Here is an 18,955-nt window from a genome sequence, read left to right as displayed (position 1 = left end):
GCTCAAGCTTTATTCTATTGTGTTAATTGCAAATGCCGTGTACTTCATAATTTTTTACTTAATAACACAATCGTTTTAAATTATGCAAACTTTAAATTGGATTGACTGGGTTGTACTTGGAGTAACACTAACGGTTATTGTTGCTTATGGTACTTGGCAAACAAAAGGCAGTAAAAATGTTCAGGATTATTTAAAAGGTGGAAACTCATCAAAATGGTGGACCATTGGTTTATCAGTCATGGCAACACAAGCAAGTGCTATAACATTCCTTTCAACCCCTGGCCAAGCGTTTAATGACGGTATGGGGTTTGTGCAATTCTATTTCGGTATTCCCATTGCTATGGTTGTTATATGTATGGTATTTATCCCTCTATATCATCGTCTAAAAGTATACACGGCTTATGAATTTTTAGAAAACAGATTTGATTTAAAAACCAGAACATTAGCAGCGATCTTATTTTTAATTCAGAGAGGATTAGCAGCAGGTATTACCATTTTTGCTCCCGCAATAATCTTATCGGTTGTTTTAGGTTGGGATTTATTAACGCTTAATATCATTATTGGCCTTTTAGTTATTATCTATACCGTTTCTGGTGGCACCCGTGCAGTTAATGTCACCCAAAAACATCAAATGGTGGTCATTTTTATAGGCATGTTAGTCGCATTCTTTTTAATAGTTAGTAAACTTCCAGCGGATATTACATTTAGTAAAGCATTAGACATTGCCGGCGCTAGCGGTAAAATGGAAGTTCTGGACTTCTCTTTCAATTTAAACAACCGTTATACGTTCTGGAGTGGTATTATTGGCGGTACATTTTTAATGCTTTCATATTTTGGTACAGACCAAAGTCAGGTGCAACGGTATTTATCTGGGAAATCTGTTAAAGAAATGCAATTAGGATTAATTTTTAATGGCCTTTTAAAGGTACCCATGCAATTCTTTATTTTGTTAGTAGGTGTCATGGTATTTGTTTTTTATCAATTTAATGAAGCTCCAATTAATTTTAATCCAACTGCCACTGAAGTTGTTTTAAACTCTCGATATGCAGATGAATTCAAATCGCTTCAAAATGAACAGAAACAGGTTTTTAATGATAAGCAAACACTTATAAAATCATTTACTGATTCAGATAATCCAAATGCTTCAAAATATATTGCTATAGCCAATGAAACAAGTGACGACATTAGAAACGAAGCTAAAATACTTATTAATAAAGCTGCAGAAGAACAAAATATAAAAATTGAAAGCAATGATAAGGATTATGTTTTCATTCATTTTATATTAAACAATTTGCCACGAGGGCTTATCGGGTTATTATTAGCAGTTATTTTAAGTGCTGCCATGTCTAGTACATCTAGCGAATTGAATGCTTTAGGGTCTACAACAACTATTGATTTATATAAGCGAAATACAAGTGAGAAAACCGAAGAAGAAATGGTTAGAGTGTCAAGATGGTTTACCTTTGCTTGGGGCGTTATAGCCATCTGTGTGGCTTGTGTTGCTAATCTTGCAGAAAATTTAATCCAATTAGTTAATATTATTGGGTCTATTTTTTACGGTAATGTATTGGGAATATTCTTGCTAGCTTTCTTTTTTAAATTTGTAAAAGGAAACGCTGTTTTTGTTGGAGCATTAATTACGCAGGTTTTAGTCATTGCGTTATACATTCTAGATTTATACGATATCATTAATTTGCCTTTTTTATGGTTAAATTTTGTTGGCTGTGCTATAGTTATTACTATTGCATGTACACTGCAAATATTGAATCGAAATGACAAAGCAACTACAGGATAAAATCATAAACTGGGGCATTATTGGCTTAGGAAATATTGCCAACAAATTTGTACAAGATTTATTAACGATTAAAGGAGCTCAATTATATGCAGTAGCTTCAAGATCAAAAGAAAAAGCAAATGCCTTCGCTTCAAAGTATCATGCCATTAAAGCTTATGACAGTTATGAAACATTAGTAAGCGATTCGAATATTGATGCCGTATATATAGCCACGCCGCATGCATTTCATAAAGAAAACACATTATTGTGTTTAGAGCATGGTATTGCAGTATTATGCGAAAAGCCTTTTGCAATGAATGCAGAAGAGGTCAACACCATGATTTTTAAAGCTAAAGAAAAGAACGTACTCCTTATGGAAGCGCTTTGGACTTATTTTCTTCCACATTATCAATATGTTTTGCAAATACTAAGTAAAAAAATCTATGGGAATGTTTTAAAACTTGAAGCAGATTTTGGGTTTTATCGTGAATTTGATGATGCTTCCAGGGTTTTTGACAAGTCTATAGGAGGTGGAAGTTTACTAGATATTGGGATCTATCCCATTTTTGCAGCATTATCTACCTTAGGTATCCCAAAGGATATACAAGCAAATGCTACCTTTTTTGATAATGGCGCAGACTCGTCATGTAGTGTGGTTTTCGATTACAATAATAACGTAACTGCTCATTTAAAAAGTACATTTTTAGAAAAAACACCTACAGAAGCGGTTTTCCACTGTGAAAAAGGAATTATTAAAATTAACAATGGCTTTTTTGGGCCTACTACGGTTACTATAATTTCTAATAACAAAGAAGAAACCATAGATTTCAATTACAAAAAAATCGGTTATAATTACGAAATTCTTCATTTTAATAACCTCCTTCGAGAAGGAAAAACTGAAAGTAACATGATGACTTTCGAGTTTAGTAAGCAACTTATAAAGCTTCTTGACGATGTGAGACGTAGCATTAAATTAGAATATTAACAGTTAAAAAGTCAAGAAATCAATACTTTAAGTAAATTTTGCTTGTCTACATGTAAAGTTTGTTTTACTTTTGATTTATCAATCATTTAAATCAACCTATGCTGAATTCATTACAGCATTTAAAAACGAACAGTTATGCAAACAAATTATTTATTACCAAACAAGTACAAAATCATTGGGTGGATCCTTCTAGTATTAGGCTTAATCTTCGGGGTTTATGTTTATCTAACCGACTACGAACCGGATATGTTAACTATAAATGTATTGTCTATCTATGGTGACGACCAATTTTTCGACAATACGCAAGAGTTTTTCAAAATTATTAAAAATAGCATTGCAAATGAACTAGCTGCATTAGCAATTATCTTCGGAGGGCTAATCGTTGGTTTTACAAAAGAAAAAATTGAGGATGAGTTTATTTATAAATTAAGAAAAGACTCATTAGTTTGGGCAATTATTTTTAATTATGCCATCTTAATTTTTACAATTATGTTTGTTTATAGTTTTACATTTTTTCATATTCTGGTATTTAATATGTTTACACCACTCCTATTTTTTATTATCCGTTTTAACTTCTTAAAACTTAAATCTAGAAGCCATGAAGAATAATATAAAAGTACAACGTGCTATTCATGATTTAACACAAGCAGATTTAGCCGAAAAAATTGGTGTAAGCAGGCAAACCATTAACGCCATGGAAAAAAACAAGTATGTACCATCTACAGTACTTTCACTTAAAATAGCAAAACTCTTTAAAAAACCAGTAGAAGCTATTTTCTTTTTAGAAGATGAAGATTAAACATAAAAAAGCACAACCCGAAAGAGTTGTGCTTTTTTAATATTCTAATAATCTAGAAATCTGAGCTTACATCGCTCCCCATTCTTTAAGGGAATCTTTATTCATTTTTACATAATCTGCATTCCCAGCTTTTTCGGCGCCAGCTAAAGATTCTTTAGCAGCCGCAATAGCCCCTTTCTTATCTCCTGCTTTTGCATGTATTAAAGACTGTTGTCTTAAAAACCAAAAACGTGGGTTGTCTTTAGTCATTTCAACAGCTTTATCAATCCATGTCTTCGCCTCATTTATATCTTTACCTTCTTGTAAATAATAAACAGCTGAAGAGAAATAATCTCCGGCACTTGGTCCATTCATGACGCTTTTTATACTAGCTACAACTGCTTCATCTGTTGGCACTTCAAATTTAACACCAACATATACATCTTCCCACATCATACCCAAAGAAGCTCCACTATTACTTAAATCATCAAATGACATAGTAAATGTTTCAATCTTCATAGGTAGCTTATAAACTTTTGCATTTGTTTTAGCTGCAACTTTAGTATCATCCCATTCGCGAGGTGTTCCCCAGTTATTTGCATCAGCATAAAATATAACATCCCACGATTCGGCATTTGGTTTTGCAAAAATAGCATAAGCACCGGCTTTAAGATTTTGCCCATCAATAGTCACATCACTACTAAAAGTAATCGTTGTATTTTTATTAGCTCCTAGTCGCCATAATTTACCATAAGGCACTAAATCACCAAAAATAGTACGCCCTCTCATATTTGGTCTGGAATACTCTATGGTTACATCTGTTAAACCAACCTTTTGTTCCTGTTTAGAAAACGGACTAGGCTGGGGTGTTTTTACTTGCGCAGTTACATTCAAAGAAAATGTAAATACCAAGGCAATTAATAATAGTTTTTTCATTTTGATTATTGTTTTATTGTGAGTTTAAATAATAGCTCTAAATTACGTATCCAAAATTCTTTTTTTGTTAACAAAAGCTTAAATTAAGAGGTTGTATATTTGCGCATAATTAAATAACAATTGCGTTCGTTATGCAAGGGTTGGGCTTTCCGTTATATCCTTTGCGAAAGTAAAAAGAATAACGTTGCTATCCCTGAACACAAAAAATAAAGCTAATGAAAAAGTATTATGCAGAAATAATAGGAACATTTGCCATGGTATTTTGTGGTTGTGGAGCTATGACAATAAACGAAATTACAAATGGTAGTATATCTCATGTAGGAGTAGCTACTACCTGGGGGCTTATTGTTATGGCCATGATTTATGCTTTTGGTGAAGTTTCCGGAGCACATTTTAATCCAGCTGTAACCATTGGTTTTGCTTATATAAAAAAGTTTTCCTGGAAAGAAGTCCCTAAATATATACTAGCACAGGCCATAGGTGCCGTATTTGCCTGTTTTGTTTTATGGTTTTTATTTCCTGAAAGTCAGTTTTTGGGAGAAACTGTTCCTGCAGAAGGTTTCGCGCCATTTAAAGCTGCTATTCTAGAATTTTTTCTAACCTTTTTCCTTATGGTTGTCATTATAAATGTCTCTACAGGTAGTAAAGAAATTGGTACAATGGCAGCTATTGCCGTTGGGGGTGTTATCCTCTTGGAAGCCATGTTTGCTGGTCCTATGACTAAAGCATCTATGAACCCTGTTCGATCTATAGCTCCTGCCCTTTTTACTGGTAATTTTCAATATTTATGGTTATATATTACAGCACCAATCCTAGGAGCTATAACGGCTGTTTCTAGTTGTAAACTTGTAAAAGAAGATAATTGCTGTTGAAAATATTTTAGATAACAAAGATCGAAATCATAAAGAATCCTTATAACACCATCAATATTTCTGTTTAACTTATTCAATAACAGATTAAACATTTTTTATCTTTGTGATAATCAATCGTCTATAATTTTGAATTGTTCCCATACTATGGCGGGCAATTTCATACCTTAAAAGAATAAGAGAATTACAAGGCGATTTAAATAATTAATAAATGGATTTAATAGATAGAGCACTAGAATTTGAGCAAAGAAAAATGAGGTCATTATCAACTAGTGACAGAGTAAAGATTTCGAGAGAAGCAAAAGCGTTAATTTTAGATTTAAATCAAATATATAAGGAAAAAAAAGATGAAAAGATAATGGATATTATGAAACGCATAACTGTTATAAAAAGAAAAGTTGAAAAGCGTTTAAAGGGAGCTCCTTTAACGGCTTAAATTTTATCGGATCACAAAATATCGATATCTGAACCTTAAAATATTAAATTTTGCATAATTATTCTATGTAAAAATCAAATATGCCATATATTTTACTATATTGTCAAATTCTGAAAAAAAAGAAGAATTGTCAGACAGATATAAATTAGATTAAAATTCATGGATATTATTAGTAACGCTTTAGAATTCGAGCAACGCAAACAGTCTTTTAAAACAACCAGCGAACGAATAGAAGCATCAAGAGAAGTTAAAAATTTAATATTAAGCTTAAATAAAATTTACAAAGAAGAGAAGGATCCAGAAATTATGGATTTAATGAAACGCTTAACTGTAATTAAGCAAAAAATAGAGAAAAGGTTAAAAGGCAGACCTTAAACGTCTACTATTCATTGCAAATAAATTAATTCTAACGGCAATGAAAATACATCAACTTCCTAAAAAGTAACGTTTTTCAATAACTTTACATTAAACTTAGGTTTTTTTTATTTATCATAAAAATAGTTGTTACCCCAGATTATATGAGATTTCATATTTTTCTGGGGATATAATATATACTTACTGGTCAAATGTTCTTATCAGTAACACTCCTTTTTGAATCTACCGCATGTACACAACTTATTGAATAATAAAAGTTGGGCACAAATATCACAGATTTTAAAAATAAGACTTAAACAAAAGTTAAGACTTTGATTATAAAACAAAAAAGCTTCAAAAAAGAAATTTGAAGCTTTTTAAGTTGATCTTAATTTTAAGAACATTTAATCTATTGTAATACAACCATTCTTTATGGTAATTTTATCACCCTTTTTTACTTTAATCTCTTTACAATTATCATAAATAATAGCATCACTGCATCCGGTTTGAATTGTTACTGAGGATGTTCTGCTTTTTTCAAATTTAATTTTTGTAGTCGAACCACAAGTTTTTACTTTAAACTCATGGTCATTTGAATCTTTATTATAATACCTCAAAGTAATCCCAAAATCACTATTCTCTACATGGAATGTCTCAATTCCTTTACTGGTATTATATTCTACTGGAGAAAAAGAAGCAAAACTAAAACTTAATGCAATGACTAATACTACTACAATTTTTTTATACATTTTTTAAAATTAATTATTTAATTAAATATATATATTTTGTAGGTATCTTAAATTCATCATGGTACAAAAAGTATAAAAGCAACTAATTTTTAACATAAGTTTGCTCTTTATCGAAAAAAGTTAACTCATAACGAAAAATAAAACCTAAAACTTGATTTAGATAATCTATTAGACATTGAGTTTTTTCATTTTTATTGTCGTAAGCTGAATAAGGATTAACCGATTTTAAGAAAAGATATTGATAACAAAACATCTAAATCTGCTCTCATTGCTAGTAATTGTTCATCAAAATTACGTATGAATACGTATTGTTCTTTTTTTTAAAAAAGTCTTACTTTTAATTAAACCAACCAAGTCTTTAATATATGATAGAACGAAAACAAATTGAATCTTCAATCCTGACTAGTATAGGCTATGATTTTGAAAGTAAAACTCTAGAAATAGAACTTAAAAAAAACAAACAAATTAGACAATATCATAATTTTCCCATAGCTGTATGGCACGAGTTTGAAAACACAAACTCCAAAGGACGATACTTCTTAAAACACATAAAAGATAAATACGACGAATTACGATTTACTCAAACTATTGGTTAATATTTGCTATCCTTTAAAGTAATAAAAAGATTTAAAGCTTAAGTTAATTTGAAAATTGTAGCTTTAAAAACTAATCTACTCTTTCAATTCTGGCTCCAATAGCACGCAAACGTTCATCTATACGCTCATAACCACGATCAATTTGTTCAATATTTTGAATTGTTGACGTACCCTTTGCTGAAAGTGCTGCAATAAGTAATGATACTCCTGCCCGAATATCTGGTGATGTCATAGTCGTTGCTTTTAATGTCGACTTAAAATCATGCCCAATAACAGTGGCTCGATGTGGGTCGCATAATATAATTTTTGCTCCCATATCAATTAATTTATCCACAAAGAACAAACGGCTTTCAAACATCTTTTGGTGTATTAAAACACTCCCATTGGCTTGTGTGGCTACAACTAAAATAATACTTAACAAATCTGGTGTAAACCCTGGCCACGGTGCATCGGAAATCGTTAAAATAGATCCATCTATAAAGCTTTGTATTTCATAACCATCTGTATGTGCAGGAATATGAATATTATCACCTTGACGTTCAACAGTAATTCCCAATTTTCTAAAAACATTCGGTATCAATCCTAAATCGTCCCAAGATACATTGGTAATAGTCAGTTCACTTTTTGTCATAGCAGCAAGTCCTATCCAACTACCTATTTCAATCATATCCGGCAACATAGTATGGTCTGTTCCTGCTAAAGTTTCAACACCATCTATAATTAACATATTAGAACCAACACCACTTATTTTGGCCCCCATTCTATTAAGCATTTTACATAATTGCTGTAAATAAGGCTCGCAAGCAGCATTGTATATTGTTGTTTTTCCTTCAGCTAAAACCGCAGCCATAACAATATTTGCTGTTCCTGTAACGGAAGCTTCTTCAAGAAGCATGTAAGCTCCTTTTAATCTATCGGCTTCCACACCATAAAACTGCTCTTCTTTACTATATCGAAATTTAGCACCAAGATTAATAAGCCCTTCAAAGTGCGTATCTAATCGTCTTCGACCAATTTTATCTCCGCCAGGTTTTGGAATATATCCTTTTCCAAAACGTGCTAACAAAGGACCAACAATCATGATAGATCCACGTAAACCACGTCCGTCAACTTTAAATTCATCAGATTCTAAATAATCTAAATCAAGATTATCCGCTTGAAAAGTATATGAACCATGCGCTAATTTTTCAATTTTAACGCCTAGTTTTCCTAATAAACTAATTAACTTATTAACATCAACAATATCTGGAATATTATTTATTGTTACTAAGTTCGGTGTTAGTAAAACTGCACATAAAATTTGTAACGCTTCATTTTTGGCTCCTTGAGGTTGTATGCTTCCTTTTAGTTGGTGACCACCTTCAATTTTAAATGTTCCCATACTTATTTATAACTAGTAGCGTTTTCTTTGTCTATTAGAACTCTTTTTATGATGGCTTTTCTTATTACTTGAAAATTTATTTTTTGAGCGCAACAGACTGGTAGCATCTGATAAATCTTCTTTGGAATCTTTTAAATTAATTTTCCCTCCAGAAAGCTCATACAAATGATTGAAAATCACGGCATCTTCAACTGTGTCTTTATTCCAATTTAAAAAACACTTTTTCATATGATTAGCAATTGTGAATGTTAAAGCTTCTTTAAGTTCGCCTTCTTCCCAAGTATTTGCCACATCTATCATTGTTTTAATATTATTTCCATAAAAACGATATTTAGGAAAGTTCTGTGGGTATTTTAAAGGCTCCGGGCGTTCTTCAAAAAGTTCTTTAGTAGGCTTTTCGTAAGGAGAGTCAACATCCAATTCGAAATTGGCCATAATAAAAAGTTGATCCCAAAGTTTATGCTGAAAATCTGGAACATCTCTTAAATGCGGTTGCATATTTCCCATTACTGAAATAATGGCTTTAGCTACTTTATTACGTTCCTCTTTTACTTCTATACTTTTAGCATAATTAATCATCTTCTGCATATGGCGGCCATATTCCGGAATGATTAAATGCTCACGCTCTGTATTGTATTCTAAATTATCTATAGTCAAAATTAAATGTGTAGAGTTAATTATTATGCATGTAAGTTGGTATGCATGCGCAAAATACAAAAAAAAACTAAAGACTTATCACCCCTTCAACTTTTTCTGCAACTTCTTTATACTTTTCAACAACAGTATCCGGGTTCTTCATCAGTAAATTGACAGAAACACTTGTATATTTGCCATTTTTAGATTCAATTTTATTTATAACAGCTCCAAGATTATTAAAAATGGCCTCTAGCTTAGCTATCTTTTTAGCATCAGATTTTATAATGAACTTATATAAGTATTCTGCTGGCCAACTTGCTGTTTCATATAATTGCCCCTTTAGTTTTTCGTAAAATTCTTCAGGATTTGAAGGTGTATTCATAGTCATTTTTATATCATGCAAATATACAGTTTCATCTGTTTATATCCTTATTTTTAATAGTATACTTAGATTTTGCTGCTCACAACGAATTAGCATTTGTACAAATATGATACCGTGAATTAAAAACGTTAGTTATAGCTGTTTTTCCTTGCATTTTTTTAATCGCAGTTTAATTACGATTTTTACGGTAAAATAATCCCGATTTGAGCACAAAAAAAATTGTAATCACAGGTGGTCCTGGAACAGGAAAATCTACTTTAATAAATGAGTTGGTTAATAGAGGCTACACCTGCCTTGAAGAAATTTCACGTCAGGTTACTTTAAATGCAAAAAAAGAAGGCATTGATCAGCTGTTTTTAACCAACCCGCTATTATTTAGTGAATTGCTTTTAAAGGGTAGACAGCAACAATTTTTAAATGCCAGCACGTTTTCATCTGAAATTACTTTTTTTGATAGAGGGCTTCCAGATGTGTTAGCTTACATGGATTACATTGGAGACATCTATCCGCAGGACTTTGTAAATACTTGTAACAATTTGGTCTACGATAGGGTTTTTATTTTAAAACCTTGGGAGTCTATATATAAGAGTGATAATGAACGCTACGAAAATTATGAACAGGCTTTGGATATTCATAAACACTTACTTAAAACCTATCAATATTTTAATTATAACCTTATTGATGTCCCTTTTGACACCGTTGAAAATAGAACTGATTTTATTTTAAATACCTTGAATATGTAATATGGAACACCCCATAAACATATTAGAACGTTACTGGAAGTTTACAGAGTTCCGGCATAACCAAGAAGCTATTATTAATGCGGTCATTGATGGTGAAGATACTTTTGTGTTATTACCAACTGGTGGTGGAAAATCATTATGCTTTCAAATACCATCCTTAGCTAAGGATGGTATTTGTATCGTTATTTCACCTTTAATTTCCCTTATGAAAGACCAAGTATTAGCTTTAAATAATAAAGGTATCAAAGCTATGGCAATTACAAGCGGGATAAGTTACAGCCAATTAGACACTCTTTTAGATAACTGTATTTACGGAAATTATAAGTTTTTATATGTATCGCCAGAACGTTTACAACAAGAGTTGGTACAGGGTCGCATCAAACAAATGAATGTGAATCTGATAGCAGTTGATGAAGCTCATTGTATTTCGCAATGGGGAAGTGATTTTAGGCCTGCTTACAAAAATATATCACTATTACGTCAAATACAACCTAGTGCAAATGTGGTTGCTTTAACCGCTTCAGCAAAACCAGAAGTCGTTAAAGATATTATAAAAGAACTTGATTTTATTCAACCTAAAATATTTAAACGATCGTTTGCCAGACCAAATTTAGCGTATATGGTATATCATGAAAATGATAAATATTACCGCCTTGAAACCATTTTAAAAAAATACACATCATCATCAATTATTTATGTTAGAAATAGAAAATTAACCTTAGAAATTAGCACATTTTTAGCATCTAAAAACATCTCTTCAACTTATTATCATGGTGGCCTTTCAAATATTGAAAAAGATACCAACATGACAGCATGGTCACAAAACCAAAAACAGGTTATGGTCGCTACTAATGCTTTTGGTATGGGTATTGACAAACCAGATGTTAAAACTGTAATTCATTTTAATTTGCCAGAGAGTATTGAAAGCTATTTTCAAGAGGCTGGTCGTGTAGGGCGCAATGGTGAAAAAGCTTTTGCTGTGATTCTAAAAAACAATAGCGACTCCATTTTAGTAAAAAATCAGTTTTTAAGCGTTTTACCAACAGTAGATTTTGTTAAGCAAGTTTATAGAAAATTATGTAACTATTTTCAAATAGCGTATGGTGAGGGCGAATACATAACTTTTGATTTTGAGTTTAATACCTTTTGTAAAACCTATAATTTTAGTTCTGTTTTGTGCTATAATGCCTTATTGTTATTAGATAGAAATAGTATTATCACCTTATCGAAACAGTTTAAAAACAAAATAACTGTTCAATTTATTATATCGAGCGCGGCTCTTTTTAATTATTTAGAAACTCATCAAGACTTTAATATTATCGTAAAATCAATATTAAGAATGTATGGTGGCATTTTCGACCATGTTACCAAAATTGATTTGATGAAAATTTCTAAAAAAGCATCGGTAACCGAAAGTAAATTAATCCATACACTTCAACAATTAGAAAGTGATGAAATCATTACCCTTAATTTAGCAAAAACAGATGCTCAGGTCACTTTTATAGAACCTCGTGAAGATGAAAAAACAATTAACAAAATTGCATCAACTATAGAACAACAAAATAAATTAAAACAGAATCAGGTTAATGCCATGCTTGATTATATTGAAAACGATTCGGTTTGTAAAAGCATACAACTCCTCACCTACTTTGGGGAAAAAGACATAAAACCATGTGGTATTTGCTCGGTTTGTACAAGCTCTAAAAAAGATACTAACGCACTAGACATTAATACTACAAAAAAACGCATTATAAAATTATTAGAAAAAGGTGATAAATCATCTAGAGAAATGATTTCAACATTAAATTGTAAAGAAACTGATTTAAAAATAGTCTTAAAATTGTTATTAGAGCATAACATCATTATTATTACCCCAACAAATACATATAAATTAAGTCATATATGAAATGAGCTCCTTGAATTTTAAATTATTTTAGAAGCACATGACACCTGACAGAGATAAAAATGAATATTCAATAGATGAAAGATTTAAGAATCATATTTATGGGCACACCAGATTTTGCTGTTGCCACTTTAAAAGCATTAGTAGAAAACCAATATAATATAGTTGGTGTTATAACTGCTCCCGATAAACCTGCTGGACGTGGACGTAAGCTAAACGAAAGTGCTGTGAAATTATATGCGAAAGAAACTAACTTAAAAATTTTACAACCAACCAATTTAAAGCATGACGGTTTTTTAGAAGAACTGAAAGCACTTAAAGCAAACCTTCAAATTGTAGTGGCCTTTAGAATGCTACCAAAGCTGGTTTGGCAAATGCCAGAATACGGTACTTTTAATTTGCATGCCTCATTACTACCTAACTACCGTGGAGCAGCCCCCATTAATTGGGTTATTATTAATGGTGAAACCAAAACAGGCGTTTCGACCTTCTTCATTGATGAAAAAATTGATACGGGAGATATGATTCTTCAAAAAGAAATTGAAATAGAAGCTGATGAAAACGTAGGCAGTTTACATGATAAATTAATGACTATAGGAAGTTCCTTAGTTTTAAAAACGGTAAACGCAATACAAAAGGGAGATGTTAAAACTACACCACAGAAAGCAACTAAAGATATTAGAACGGCTTATAAATTAAATAAAGACAATTGTAAAATTGATTGGAACGCATCTATAGACAATATATATAATAAGATACGTGGCTTAAGTCCGTACCCGGCAGCTTGGTGTACTTTAATAAATGGAGATCATGAGTTAGATGTAAAAATCTATCAAGCAGAAAAAGAAATGGTGCCACATAAAAATAATATTGGAACCATAATTTCTAATAAGAAAGAGTTAAAAGTTGCTGTTACAAATGGTTACATCATAATAAAAGAAATTAAGCTTCCTGGCAAACGAACTATGGATATAAAATCGCTTTTAAACGGTTACGCTTTTGAAAGAAATGCGAAAGCGCTCTAAACCCTTATTCTCATTGATATTACAAATTATCGATAAAATACACTTCCTTTATTAACAAAAGCATCAAGTTATTAACAATACCGTGTTTTTCGCTTGCTATTACTTGCATGGTTTCATAATCCGTATAAATTTGTAGTAGGATTTAACAATAATGTTTAACCAATTTTATTAATAATTAAAATTTATATTATGAACAAAACAGATTTAATCGACGCAATGGCAGAACACGCAGGGATCACTAAAGCAGCTGCAAAAAAAGCTTTAGAGTGCGCAATAATTGAAATTGAAGGAGCTTTACAAAAGGGTAATAGAGTTTCTTTAGTTGGATTTGGATCTTGGTCAGTTTCTAAAAGAGCTGCAAGAGAAGGAAGAAATCCTCAAACTGGACAAACTATCAAAATTAAAGCTAAAAACGTTGTTAAGTTTAAAGCTGGATCAGATTTATCAAGTGCAGTAAACTAGTTATTTACTTCTTTTATATTAAAAGATGCCTTCAAAATTTGAAGGCATTTTTTTATGGAAGTGGTTTCAAACTACCCAATCAAGCTAAGCACATGTTTTTATAATTGGCTGCAAAATGCCCTTTCATCCCCACATTTTGTTTTTTATTACTCCATAACAATGCTTATGTATCTCAAAAAAGCTTTCATTTGGAAATGCCTGCCTGCTTGCAGCTAATGTACCCACAAATATGGAAACATACCATAGTTTAAAAAAGCTCGTCACGAATGCACAAACATACCCGACCAGCCGGCCTCACTAATATTCCTGTCTATCGACAGGTTTGGCAGACTGAAAGCCAGATTCGTGTTTATGTTGAGTATAATAACCCTCTACTTTAAGTGATTCTATTCGTGCATATTTGTGAAATTCGTGTCTTAGTACCTGTAGATCCTCAAAGTTTAGATAGCAATCATAGTTTACAGTAATTAAACGAACAGGGATAATTACTTAAAAAGATGTGGGTACACCGTAGCTGCTGACAGGCAGGAAATCACTATTTTTCGCTTCAATCAAAAAAGTTTAAACCATTTCTATCAATAAAACAGTTGCTTTTCTAATAAATAAATATTAGATTTAGTTGCTAATACCTCAAAAGCATGATAACAATAAAACCAAAGAAAGGTGATTTGTTAATCGCTGAACCTGCGATAATAGGTGATGTTTCTTTTAATCGCTCAATTGTATTAATTGCAGACCATTCGCAAGATGGCTCTATAGGATTTATTCTTAACAAACCACTAGATTACACTATTAACGAGCTGGTTCCGGAAGTTGAAGCCACTTATAAAGTTTACAATGGTGGTCCAGTAGAACAAGATAATTTATATTTTATTCATAAAATACCGAAATTAATCCCGGAAAGCATTGAAATTTCCTTGGGCATTTTTTGGGGAGGTGATTTTAGTAAAGTTGCTGAACTTATTACAAAAGGTGCTATAAATGAAAAGGATATTCGCTTTTTTCTCGGATATTCCGGTTGGGAAGCAAATCAATTAGAAGAAGAGCTTAAAGCCAATTCATGGGTAGTTACCGAGAATGGATATAAAAATAATATTATAGAGAAAGACTACAAGTCTTTTTGGAAAGAAAAAATGTTAGAGTTTGGAGGTGAGTATAGTATTTGGTCTAATGCACCAGAAAATCCGAACTATAATTGATACCAAATAGATACAAAAATATCGTATATAAACAGTTACTTTTTCACCTACTTTACATTTAAAAATAGAACCGTAACTATTGCTATGCTTAGATTTTCAAAATTCAATTAATCAAAAAATAATTCAATTTATTTATACGCATCTTACTTAGTATTCAATTGGTATTATTCAACCTTATTTTTACATTCAACTTTTGTAATAAATTTTTAGATACCTCATTAAGATATACCTTCTTTCTATACTTTGTTACAGGTTGAATTCCAACAATAACATTAGTTATAAAAATTTCATCGGCTTTTTGAAGTTCAAATGGAGATATTGATTCTTCAACAATCTCATAATCAGGTATATTTTTTATTATATCTATAATCTGTTTACGCATGATGCCTTTTAAGCAACCGTCACTTATTGGAGCCGTTTTTATAATATTGTCTTTTATAACAAAAACGTTACCGTTTAGTGCTTCAATAACATGCTTATTTGTATTTAAAACCAAACAATTATGTAAATTGTTCTCTTTTGCATAAATACTTCCAACTACATTTAATGCCTTATTATTAGTTTTTAATGTAGATAATAAGCTCGGTGAAACATAATAATCTTTAAACAAATCAACTTCATAAAAATCATCTTGAAGCATATAAAAATCGTCTTGAATGGGTTTTACAGAAATTATAAAACTCACATGATTCGAATTTGGATTATATAATCCACCTTCATTTCTATATACCATTAATTTTACTCTGGCAGAAGACTTTAATAATTTATTAGATTCCAACGTGCTAAGAATCTGTTCTTCTAAATATTCCATAGTAAAATTCATTGGAATTTCCATGCGCATAATACGCATAGACGCCATAAGTCTAAAATAATGATCTTCCCAAAATAAGATTTTACCAAAGCTTGTTTTTATGGTTTCAAATAAGGCATCACCATAGTTATAGCCTCTATTTTCAATTGAAAGAATCGTGTTTTCTTCTAGAATATTTCCATTAAAATTTGTCATAAAAAAATCCCACTCTTCTAGTTAATAAGAGCGGGACAAATATAATTTAAAATATAGAATTAAGCAGAACCAAGTACTTGCTTTAAATCAGAAATTTGATTTTCCCAAAGCATTTTAGCTTCTTCAATTTCGTCTTCTTCAGCAAAATCGGTGACCATTAATGATACATCTTTAGTAATTTCATCAACCTGAATTCTTATTTCGAAATACGAAGTTTGATCGTCTTCATCATTCAACCACTTAAATTTAATACGCTCTCCACTTTTTTTACTTAACAATTTTGCTTGTTCTTCACTATCATCCCATATAAAAGTGAATAATTCACCACGTGAATTTACATTGTCTGAAAACCATTCAGATAAACCTGAAGGTGTCGAAATATATTGATACAGCAATTGAGGAGATGCATGTATTGGAAATTCAATATCAAATTTAACTTTATCGTCCATAAATACCTTAAAAATTTTATGTTCCCAATATATACATTAATTGATAAGTATAATAACAATTTTTAATAATATTTTATCTTATATCTGTTTGCTGACAATAATATTGTTTTTATATTTGCAGCCTTAATTTATGGCGAGGTAGCTCAGTTGGTTAGAGCGTCGGATTCATAACCCGGAGGTCGGGGGATCGTGCCCCCCTCTCGCTACTAAGTAAACAAAGGAAAAGCTGAGATTTTAGTCTCAGCTTTTTTATTTTACCTAAAACATACCTAAAACAAATTATTTCTTTAAAATACTTCATCCTTTTTTAATATCTTTCTAATTCTTCCTAAAGTTAGTTGATAATTTTTAGAACTTCCATTTCGTTAAGAGCGATAACAAATTCACTTTTTAATGAATCTATTCAGTAAAATAGATGAACAATAAAGAGGGGTGCAAAGTAATATATTTGATTTCACAGAAGCAGTTGAGCGTTTTAAAACGAGGTTTTGGAATTTAGAAAAATTCTGTATCGATGAAACCGTAGCTTACCATTTATTAAATCACAAAACTATCGTTGATACTCCCGTCAATCGTTGCATATTATTTTAACCTAAGAAAGAATCTTTTAGATTTATATGACACAAGACAATTATAAAAAAATTAGTCAAAGTAAGAATAGTTTTATAGATTTGAGATGTCAAATTTTCCCCTCTAAGAATTAATTATAAAAAAATAATTATAAATTCTTAAACATGTAATTCATGAAAAAACTAAAACTCAAAAAACGACCTTTAGCCTTATATATTTTAATTTGTGTCTCCTTTTTGTTTTGGAATTGTTAAAACGAGGAAATATTAGCTTCTAATGACTTAGAAAAACAGGAAGATATTTCAAGGTTTGAATTTGAAAGCTTAAATCTTAAGCAGTTGGCTTCTGATTCAAATTTTTCTACTCCTCTAAACAAAGTTCAAAGGCATTTCAGCTTTCATACTAAAAACCTTAGTAGCAAAGGTTCCTCAAAAAATGATAAGCATGTTTTGTCTATTTCAACTGATGAAATTATTAAGATTAAAACCGAAGATGCTACTTCTTGGACTTTTAAGTTAAATAAAAATGTTCTTGAAACCTCTGATTTTGAAAATTTGTTGATTAAAGAGTTTAATGACGAATTTAGCTATTTTCTAGTTTCCTATATTGAAGATAAAACGAGCAATGAAGAGGACATTGAAAAATCTACCATACATAAAATAAATGAAGAATATTTGGATATTGACGCTATAAGTCCATATTTAACAGGGCGTGATCTTACCTCTGTCCCAATAACTGATGGAGATGGTGGATGTGAAGGTATCAGAAGCGAGGAAATAAGACCTTGTAATAGAGGAGGACGCCATAGAAAAAGATATGCCTGTCAACATTCAGGTGGGGTGCATGGTGTTGGAAACTTCCCACCTTGTAGTAGTGTGTGTACTGGTACTCAAATAACGGTAGTTTATAATTTTTCACATTGTGAAGATGGAACGGGCGCAACACCTAGTGGTCCAACAAACCCTACTTCACCTACTCCTCCAACTGAACCAACAGGAGGAGGTGTTACTCCACCCGTCCCAGATGGCACTACAGTAACCACTCCACTAAGAAACCCAGATGGTTCAATAGTGTATCAACCAACAGCGGATCCCAACCAGATTAATGAAAAATTAGGGCATTCACTCTCTTTGATAGAACTTATATGGCTTTCTGAAAACAGGACAAAAGCAAGTCAAATTAATACGCTTCTTGGAGATGATCCCACGGATGTCGATAAAGACTTTTCAAAATTTGCTATTAAGATTTTTATAGCTAATCCTACTGCCAACCCTTTGTTGGGTGCAGATTGTAGAAGTTTCGAGTATGCTCAACCACCCGGAGCATTACAAAGAGGATGTGCGGTAATAAATTTTAATCATACATTTTATTCCCTTCCACAGATAACAACTAGTGGATCTGTTGTAATACCTATTATAGATTCTAATGTTCCTATAGCATATTTTACAGCACCTTCTTTTATGACTAATGGTCGTGCCGCTAATCTTACTGCTCTTGCCGTAACTTCTGCAATTAAATCAACAGATTTGTATTTTGCTAATAACCCTCATGTATCTGAACACGCATTGGGTGAATTTTTTAAGGATAGTATTAAGACATTTATGGGAGCTTGGGGAGGCAGTGTTAATACTGTTAATTCTCCTTTTAACATACCCAGCCCTGCCCCATACATTACTAGTGTTTTAGGTATAAGTAACCCTTTTGATTGTGAATGATGAAAAG

Annotated in this window: 21 protein-coding genes and 1 tRNA gene; 15 read left to right on the top strand and 7 right to left on the bottom strand. The window is 31.6% G+C overall.

What is annotated here, in order from left to right; all coding sequences use genetic code 11:
* Positions 1 to 82: 82 nt before the first annotated feature.
* The 4 genes from Q4Q47_RS23470 (at position 83) to Q4Q47_RS23455 (ending at position 3,558) form a co-directional block, all read left to right on the top strand.
* Positions 83 to 1,795, top strand: coding sequence for a sodium:solute symporter (locus tag Q4Q47_RS23470; RefSeq protein WP_303309160.1), 1,713 nt, complete (start codon positions 83 to 85; stop codon positions 1,793 to 1,795).
* Complete coding sequence (locus Q4Q47_RS23465) at positions 1,773 to 2,759, top strand: Gfo/Idh/MocA family protein (protein ID WP_303309159.1); 987 nt, start codon at positions 1,773 to 1,775, stop codon at positions 2,757 to 2,759. Before Q4Q47_RS23470 ends, Q4Q47_RS23465 begins: the two co-directional genes overlap by 23 nt.
* Positions 2,760 to 2,894: 135 nt before the next feature.
* On the top strand, positions 2,895 to 3,368 hold the full coding sequence (locus tag Q4Q47_RS23460; protein ID WP_303309158.1) for a hypothetical protein: 474 nt from the start codon (positions 2,895 to 2,897) through the stop codon (positions 3,366 to 3,368).
* Positions 3,358 to 3,558: a helix-turn-helix transcriptional regulator gene (locus Q4Q47_RS23455; protein WP_303309157.1), complete on the top strand. Its 201-nt coding sequence runs from the start codon at positions 3,358 to 3,360 to the stop codon at positions 3,556 to 3,558. Before Q4Q47_RS23460 ends, Q4Q47_RS23455 begins: the two co-directional genes overlap by 11 nt.
* A 66-nt stretch (positions 3,559 to 3,624) precedes the next feature.
* Here Q4Q47_RS23455 and Q4Q47_RS23450 read toward each other — a convergent pair whose 3' ends face one another.
* Positions 3,625 to 4,473, bottom strand: a complete 849-nt coding sequence (locus Q4Q47_RS23450; protein WP_303309156.1) for a DUF2911 domain-containing protein — start codon at positions 4,471 to 4,473, stop codon at positions 3,625 to 3,627.
* Positions 4,474 to 4,679: 206 nt separating this feature from the next.
* Here Q4Q47_RS23450 and Q4Q47_RS23445 point away from each other — a divergent pair, with 206 nt between their 5' ends.
* The 3 genes from Q4Q47_RS23445 to Q4Q47_RS23435 all read left to right on the top strand — a co-directional run bounded on the left by Q4Q47_RS23445 (position 4,680) and on the right by Q4Q47_RS23435 (position 6,153).
* A complete protein-coding gene (locus Q4Q47_RS23445; protein WP_303309186.1) occupies positions 4,680 to 5,345 on the top strand; it encodes an MIP/aquaporin family protein in 666 nt (221 codons plus the stop codon).
* 208 nt (positions 5,346 to 5,553) lie between these two features.
* Entirely contained in the window at positions 5,554 to 5,778 is a 225-nt protein-coding gene (locus Q4Q47_RS23440) for a hypothetical protein (RefSeq protein WP_303309155.1), read from the top strand.
* Between the two features lie 159 nt (positions 5,779 to 5,937).
* Positions 5,938 to 6,153: a hypothetical protein gene (locus tag Q4Q47_RS23435; RefSeq protein ID WP_303309154.1), complete on the top strand. Its 216-nt coding sequence runs from the start codon at positions 5,938 to 5,940 to the stop codon at positions 6,151 to 6,153.
* Between the two features lie 383 nt (positions 6,154 to 6,536).
* On the opposite strand, the gene Q4Q47_RS23430 is transcribed toward Q4Q47_RS23435, so the two are convergent.
* Positions 6,537 to 6,881, bottom strand: coding sequence for a hypothetical protein (locus Q4Q47_RS23430; RefSeq protein ID WP_303309153.1), 345 nt, complete (start codon positions 6,879 to 6,881; stop codon positions 6,537 to 6,539).
* Between the two features lie 365 nt (positions 6,882 to 7,246).
* Between Q4Q47_RS23430 and Q4Q47_RS23425 the strand changes: the two genes are divergently transcribed.
* Complete coding sequence (locus Q4Q47_RS23425) at positions 7,247 to 7,477, top strand: KTSC domain-containing protein (RefSeq protein WP_303309152.1); 231 nt, start codon at positions 7,247 to 7,249, stop codon at positions 7,475 to 7,477.
* 70 nt (positions 7,478 to 7,547) lie between these two features.
* Here the strand turns inward: Q4Q47_RS23425 and murA are convergent, their stop codons facing one another.
* The 3 genes from murA to Q4Q47_RS23410 all read right to left on the bottom strand — a co-directional run bounded on the left by murA (position 7,548) and on the right by Q4Q47_RS23410 (position 9,876).
* Entirely contained in the window at positions 7,548 to 8,858 is a 1,311-nt protein-coding gene (murA, locus tag Q4Q47_RS23420) for a UDP-N-acetylglucosamine 1-carboxyvinyltransferase (RefSeq protein ID WP_303309151.1), read from the bottom strand.
* 12 nt (positions 8,859 to 8,870) lie between these two features.
* Positions 8,871 to 9,515, bottom strand: coding sequence for a DUF4290 domain-containing protein (locus Q4Q47_RS23415; protein ID WP_303309150.1), 645 nt, complete (start codon positions 9,513 to 9,515; stop codon positions 8,871 to 8,873).
* 67 nt (positions 9,516 to 9,582) lie between these two features.
* On the bottom strand, positions 9,583 to 9,876 hold the full coding sequence (locus Q4Q47_RS23410) for a DUF493 domain-containing protein (RefSeq protein WP_303309149.1): 294 nt from the start codon (positions 9,874 to 9,876) through the stop codon (positions 9,583 to 9,585).
* A gap of 203 nt (positions 9,877 to 10,079) precedes the next feature.
* Here Q4Q47_RS23410 and Q4Q47_RS23405 point away from each other — a divergent pair, with 203 nt between their 5' ends.
* From Q4Q47_RS23405 to Q4Q47_RS23385, 5 genes are all read left to right on the top strand, one after another.
* On the top strand, positions 10,080 to 10,619 hold the full coding sequence (locus tag Q4Q47_RS23405; RefSeq protein WP_303309148.1) for an ATP-binding protein: 540 nt from the start codon (positions 10,080 to 10,082) through the stop codon (positions 10,617 to 10,619).
* Between the two features lies 1 nt (position 10,620).
* Positions 10,621 to 12,525 carry a RecQ family ATP-dependent DNA helicase gene (locus Q4Q47_RS23400; RefSeq protein ID WP_303309147.1) on the top strand — a complete coding sequence of 635 codons (1,905 nt, stop codon included), beginning with the start codon at positions 10,621 to 10,623 and terminating at the stop codon, positions 12,523 to 12,525.
* A 74-nt stretch (positions 12,526 to 12,599) separates the two neighbouring features.
* Positions 12,600 to 13,547: a methionyl-tRNA formyltransferase gene (gene fmt / locus Q4Q47_RS23395; protein WP_303309146.1), complete on the top strand. Its 948-nt coding sequence runs from the start codon at positions 12,600 to 12,602 to the stop codon at positions 13,545 to 13,547.
* Positions 13,548 to 13,736: 189 nt separating this feature from the next.
* A complete protein-coding gene (locus Q4Q47_RS23390; protein WP_072401030.1) occupies positions 13,737 to 14,009 on the top strand; it encodes an HU family DNA-binding protein in 273 nt (90 codons plus the stop codon).
* A 638-nt stretch (positions 14,010 to 14,647) separates the two neighbouring features.
* The gene (locus Q4Q47_RS23385; RefSeq protein ID WP_303309145.1) at positions 14,648 to 15,208 is read left to right on the top strand and encodes a YqgE/AlgH family protein; all 561 of its coding nucleotides are present in this window, start codon (positions 14,648 to 14,650) and stop codon (positions 15,206 to 15,208) included.
* A gap of 154 nt (positions 15,209 to 15,362) precedes the next feature.
* Here the strand turns inward: Q4Q47_RS23385 and Q4Q47_RS23380 are convergent, their stop codons facing one another.
* A complete protein-coding gene (locus Q4Q47_RS23380) occupies positions 15,363 to 16,214 on the bottom strand; it encodes an aminotransferase class IV (RefSeq protein ID WP_303309144.1) in 852 nt (283 codons plus the stop codon).
* A 59-nt stretch (positions 16,215 to 16,273) separates the two neighbouring features.
* The gene (locus Q4Q47_RS23375; RefSeq protein WP_303309143.1) at positions 16,274 to 16,663 is read right to left on the bottom strand and encodes an START-like domain-containing protein; all 390 of its coding nucleotides are present in this window, start codon (positions 16,661 to 16,663) and stop codon (positions 16,274 to 16,276) included.
* A gap of 132 nt (positions 16,664 to 16,795) precedes the next feature.
* Between Q4Q47_RS23375 and Q4Q47_RS23370 the strand changes: the two genes are divergently transcribed.
* A tRNA-Met gene (locus tag Q4Q47_RS23370) sits at positions 16,796 to 16,869 on the top strand.
* Between the two features lie 813 nt (positions 16,870 to 17,682).
* On the top strand, positions 17,683 to 18,948 hold the full coding sequence (locus Q4Q47_RS23365) for a hypothetical protein (RefSeq protein ID WP_303309142.1): 1,266 nt from the start codon (positions 17,683 to 17,685) through the stop codon (positions 18,946 to 18,948).
* Positions 18,949 to 18,955: the final 7 nt, after the last annotated feature.

Source organism: Flavivirga spongiicola, assembly GCF_030540825.1.
GTDB classification, from domain to species: domain Bacteria; phylum Bacteroidota; class Bacteroidia; order Flavobacteriales; family Flavobacteriaceae; genus Flavivirga; species Flavivirga spongiicola.
The sequence above is the reverse complement of the archived record's forward strand: the minus strand, read 5'-3'. Positions and strand labels throughout refer to the sequence as shown.

Bases quoted from the DNA above. Each gene is read 5' to 3' on its own strand.
- Q4Q47_RS23470 (WP_303309160.1), top strand. From the start codon at position 83: ATGCAAACTTTAAATTGGATTGACTGGGTTGTACTTGGAGTAACACTA.
- Q4Q47_RS23465 (WP_303309159.1), top strand. From the start codon at position 1,773: ATGACAAAGCAACTACAGGATAAAATCATAAACTGGGGCATTATTGGC.
- Q4Q47_RS23460 (WP_303309158.1), top strand. From the start codon at position 2,895: ATGCAAACAAATTATTTATTACCAAACAAGTACAAAATCATTGGGTGG.
- Q4Q47_RS23455 (WP_303309157.1), top strand. From the start codon at position 3,358: ATGAAGAATAATATAAAAGTACAACGTGCTATTCATGATTTAACACAA.
- Q4Q47_RS23450 (WP_303309156.1), bottom strand. From the start codon at position 4,473: ATGAAAAAACTATTATTAATTGCCTTGGTATTTACATTTTCTTTGAAT.
- Q4Q47_RS23440 (WP_303309155.1), top strand. From the start codon at position 5,554: ATGGATTTAATAGATAGAGCACTAGAATTTGAGCAAAGAAAAATGAGG.
- Q4Q47_RS23435 (WP_303309154.1), top strand. From the start codon at position 5,938: ATGGATATTATTAGTAACGCTTTAGAATTCGAGCAACGCAAACAGTCT.
- Q4Q47_RS23430 (WP_303309153.1), bottom strand. From the start codon at position 6,881: ATGTATAAAAAAATTGTAGTAGTATTAGTCATTGCATTAAGTTTTAGT.
- Q4Q47_RS23425 (WP_303309152.1), top strand. From the start codon at position 7,247: ATGATAGAACGAAAACAAATTGAATCTTCAATCCTGACTAGTATAGGC.
- murA (WP_303309151.1), bottom strand. From the start codon at position 8,858: ATGGGAACATTTAAAATTGAAGGTGGTCACCAACTAAAAGGAAGCATA.
- Q4Q47_RS23410 (WP_303309149.1), bottom strand. From the start codon at position 9,876: ATGAATACACCTTCAAATCCTGAAGAATTTTACGAAAAACTAAAGGGG.
- Q4Q47_RS23400 (WP_303309147.1), top strand. From the start codon at position 10,621: ATGGAACACCCCATAAACATATTAGAACGTTACTGGAAGTTTACAGAG.
- fmt (WP_303309146.1), top strand. From the start codon at position 12,600: ATGAAAGATTTAAGAATCATATTTATGGGCACACCAGATTTTGCTGTT.
- Q4Q47_RS23390 (WP_072401030.1), top strand. From the start codon at position 13,737: ATGAACAAAACAGATTTAATCGACGCAATGGCAGAACACGCAGGGATC.
- Q4Q47_RS23385 (WP_303309145.1), top strand. From the start codon at position 14,648: ATGATAACAATAAAACCAAAGAAAGGTGATTTGTTAATCGCTGAACCT.
- Q4Q47_RS23380 (WP_303309144.1), bottom strand. From the start codon at position 16,214: ATGACAAATTTTAATGGAAATATTCTAGAAGAAAACACGATTCTTTCA.
- Q4Q47_RS23375 (WP_303309143.1), bottom strand. From the start codon at position 16,663: ATGGACGATAAAGTTAAATTTGATATTGAATTTCCAATACATGCATCT.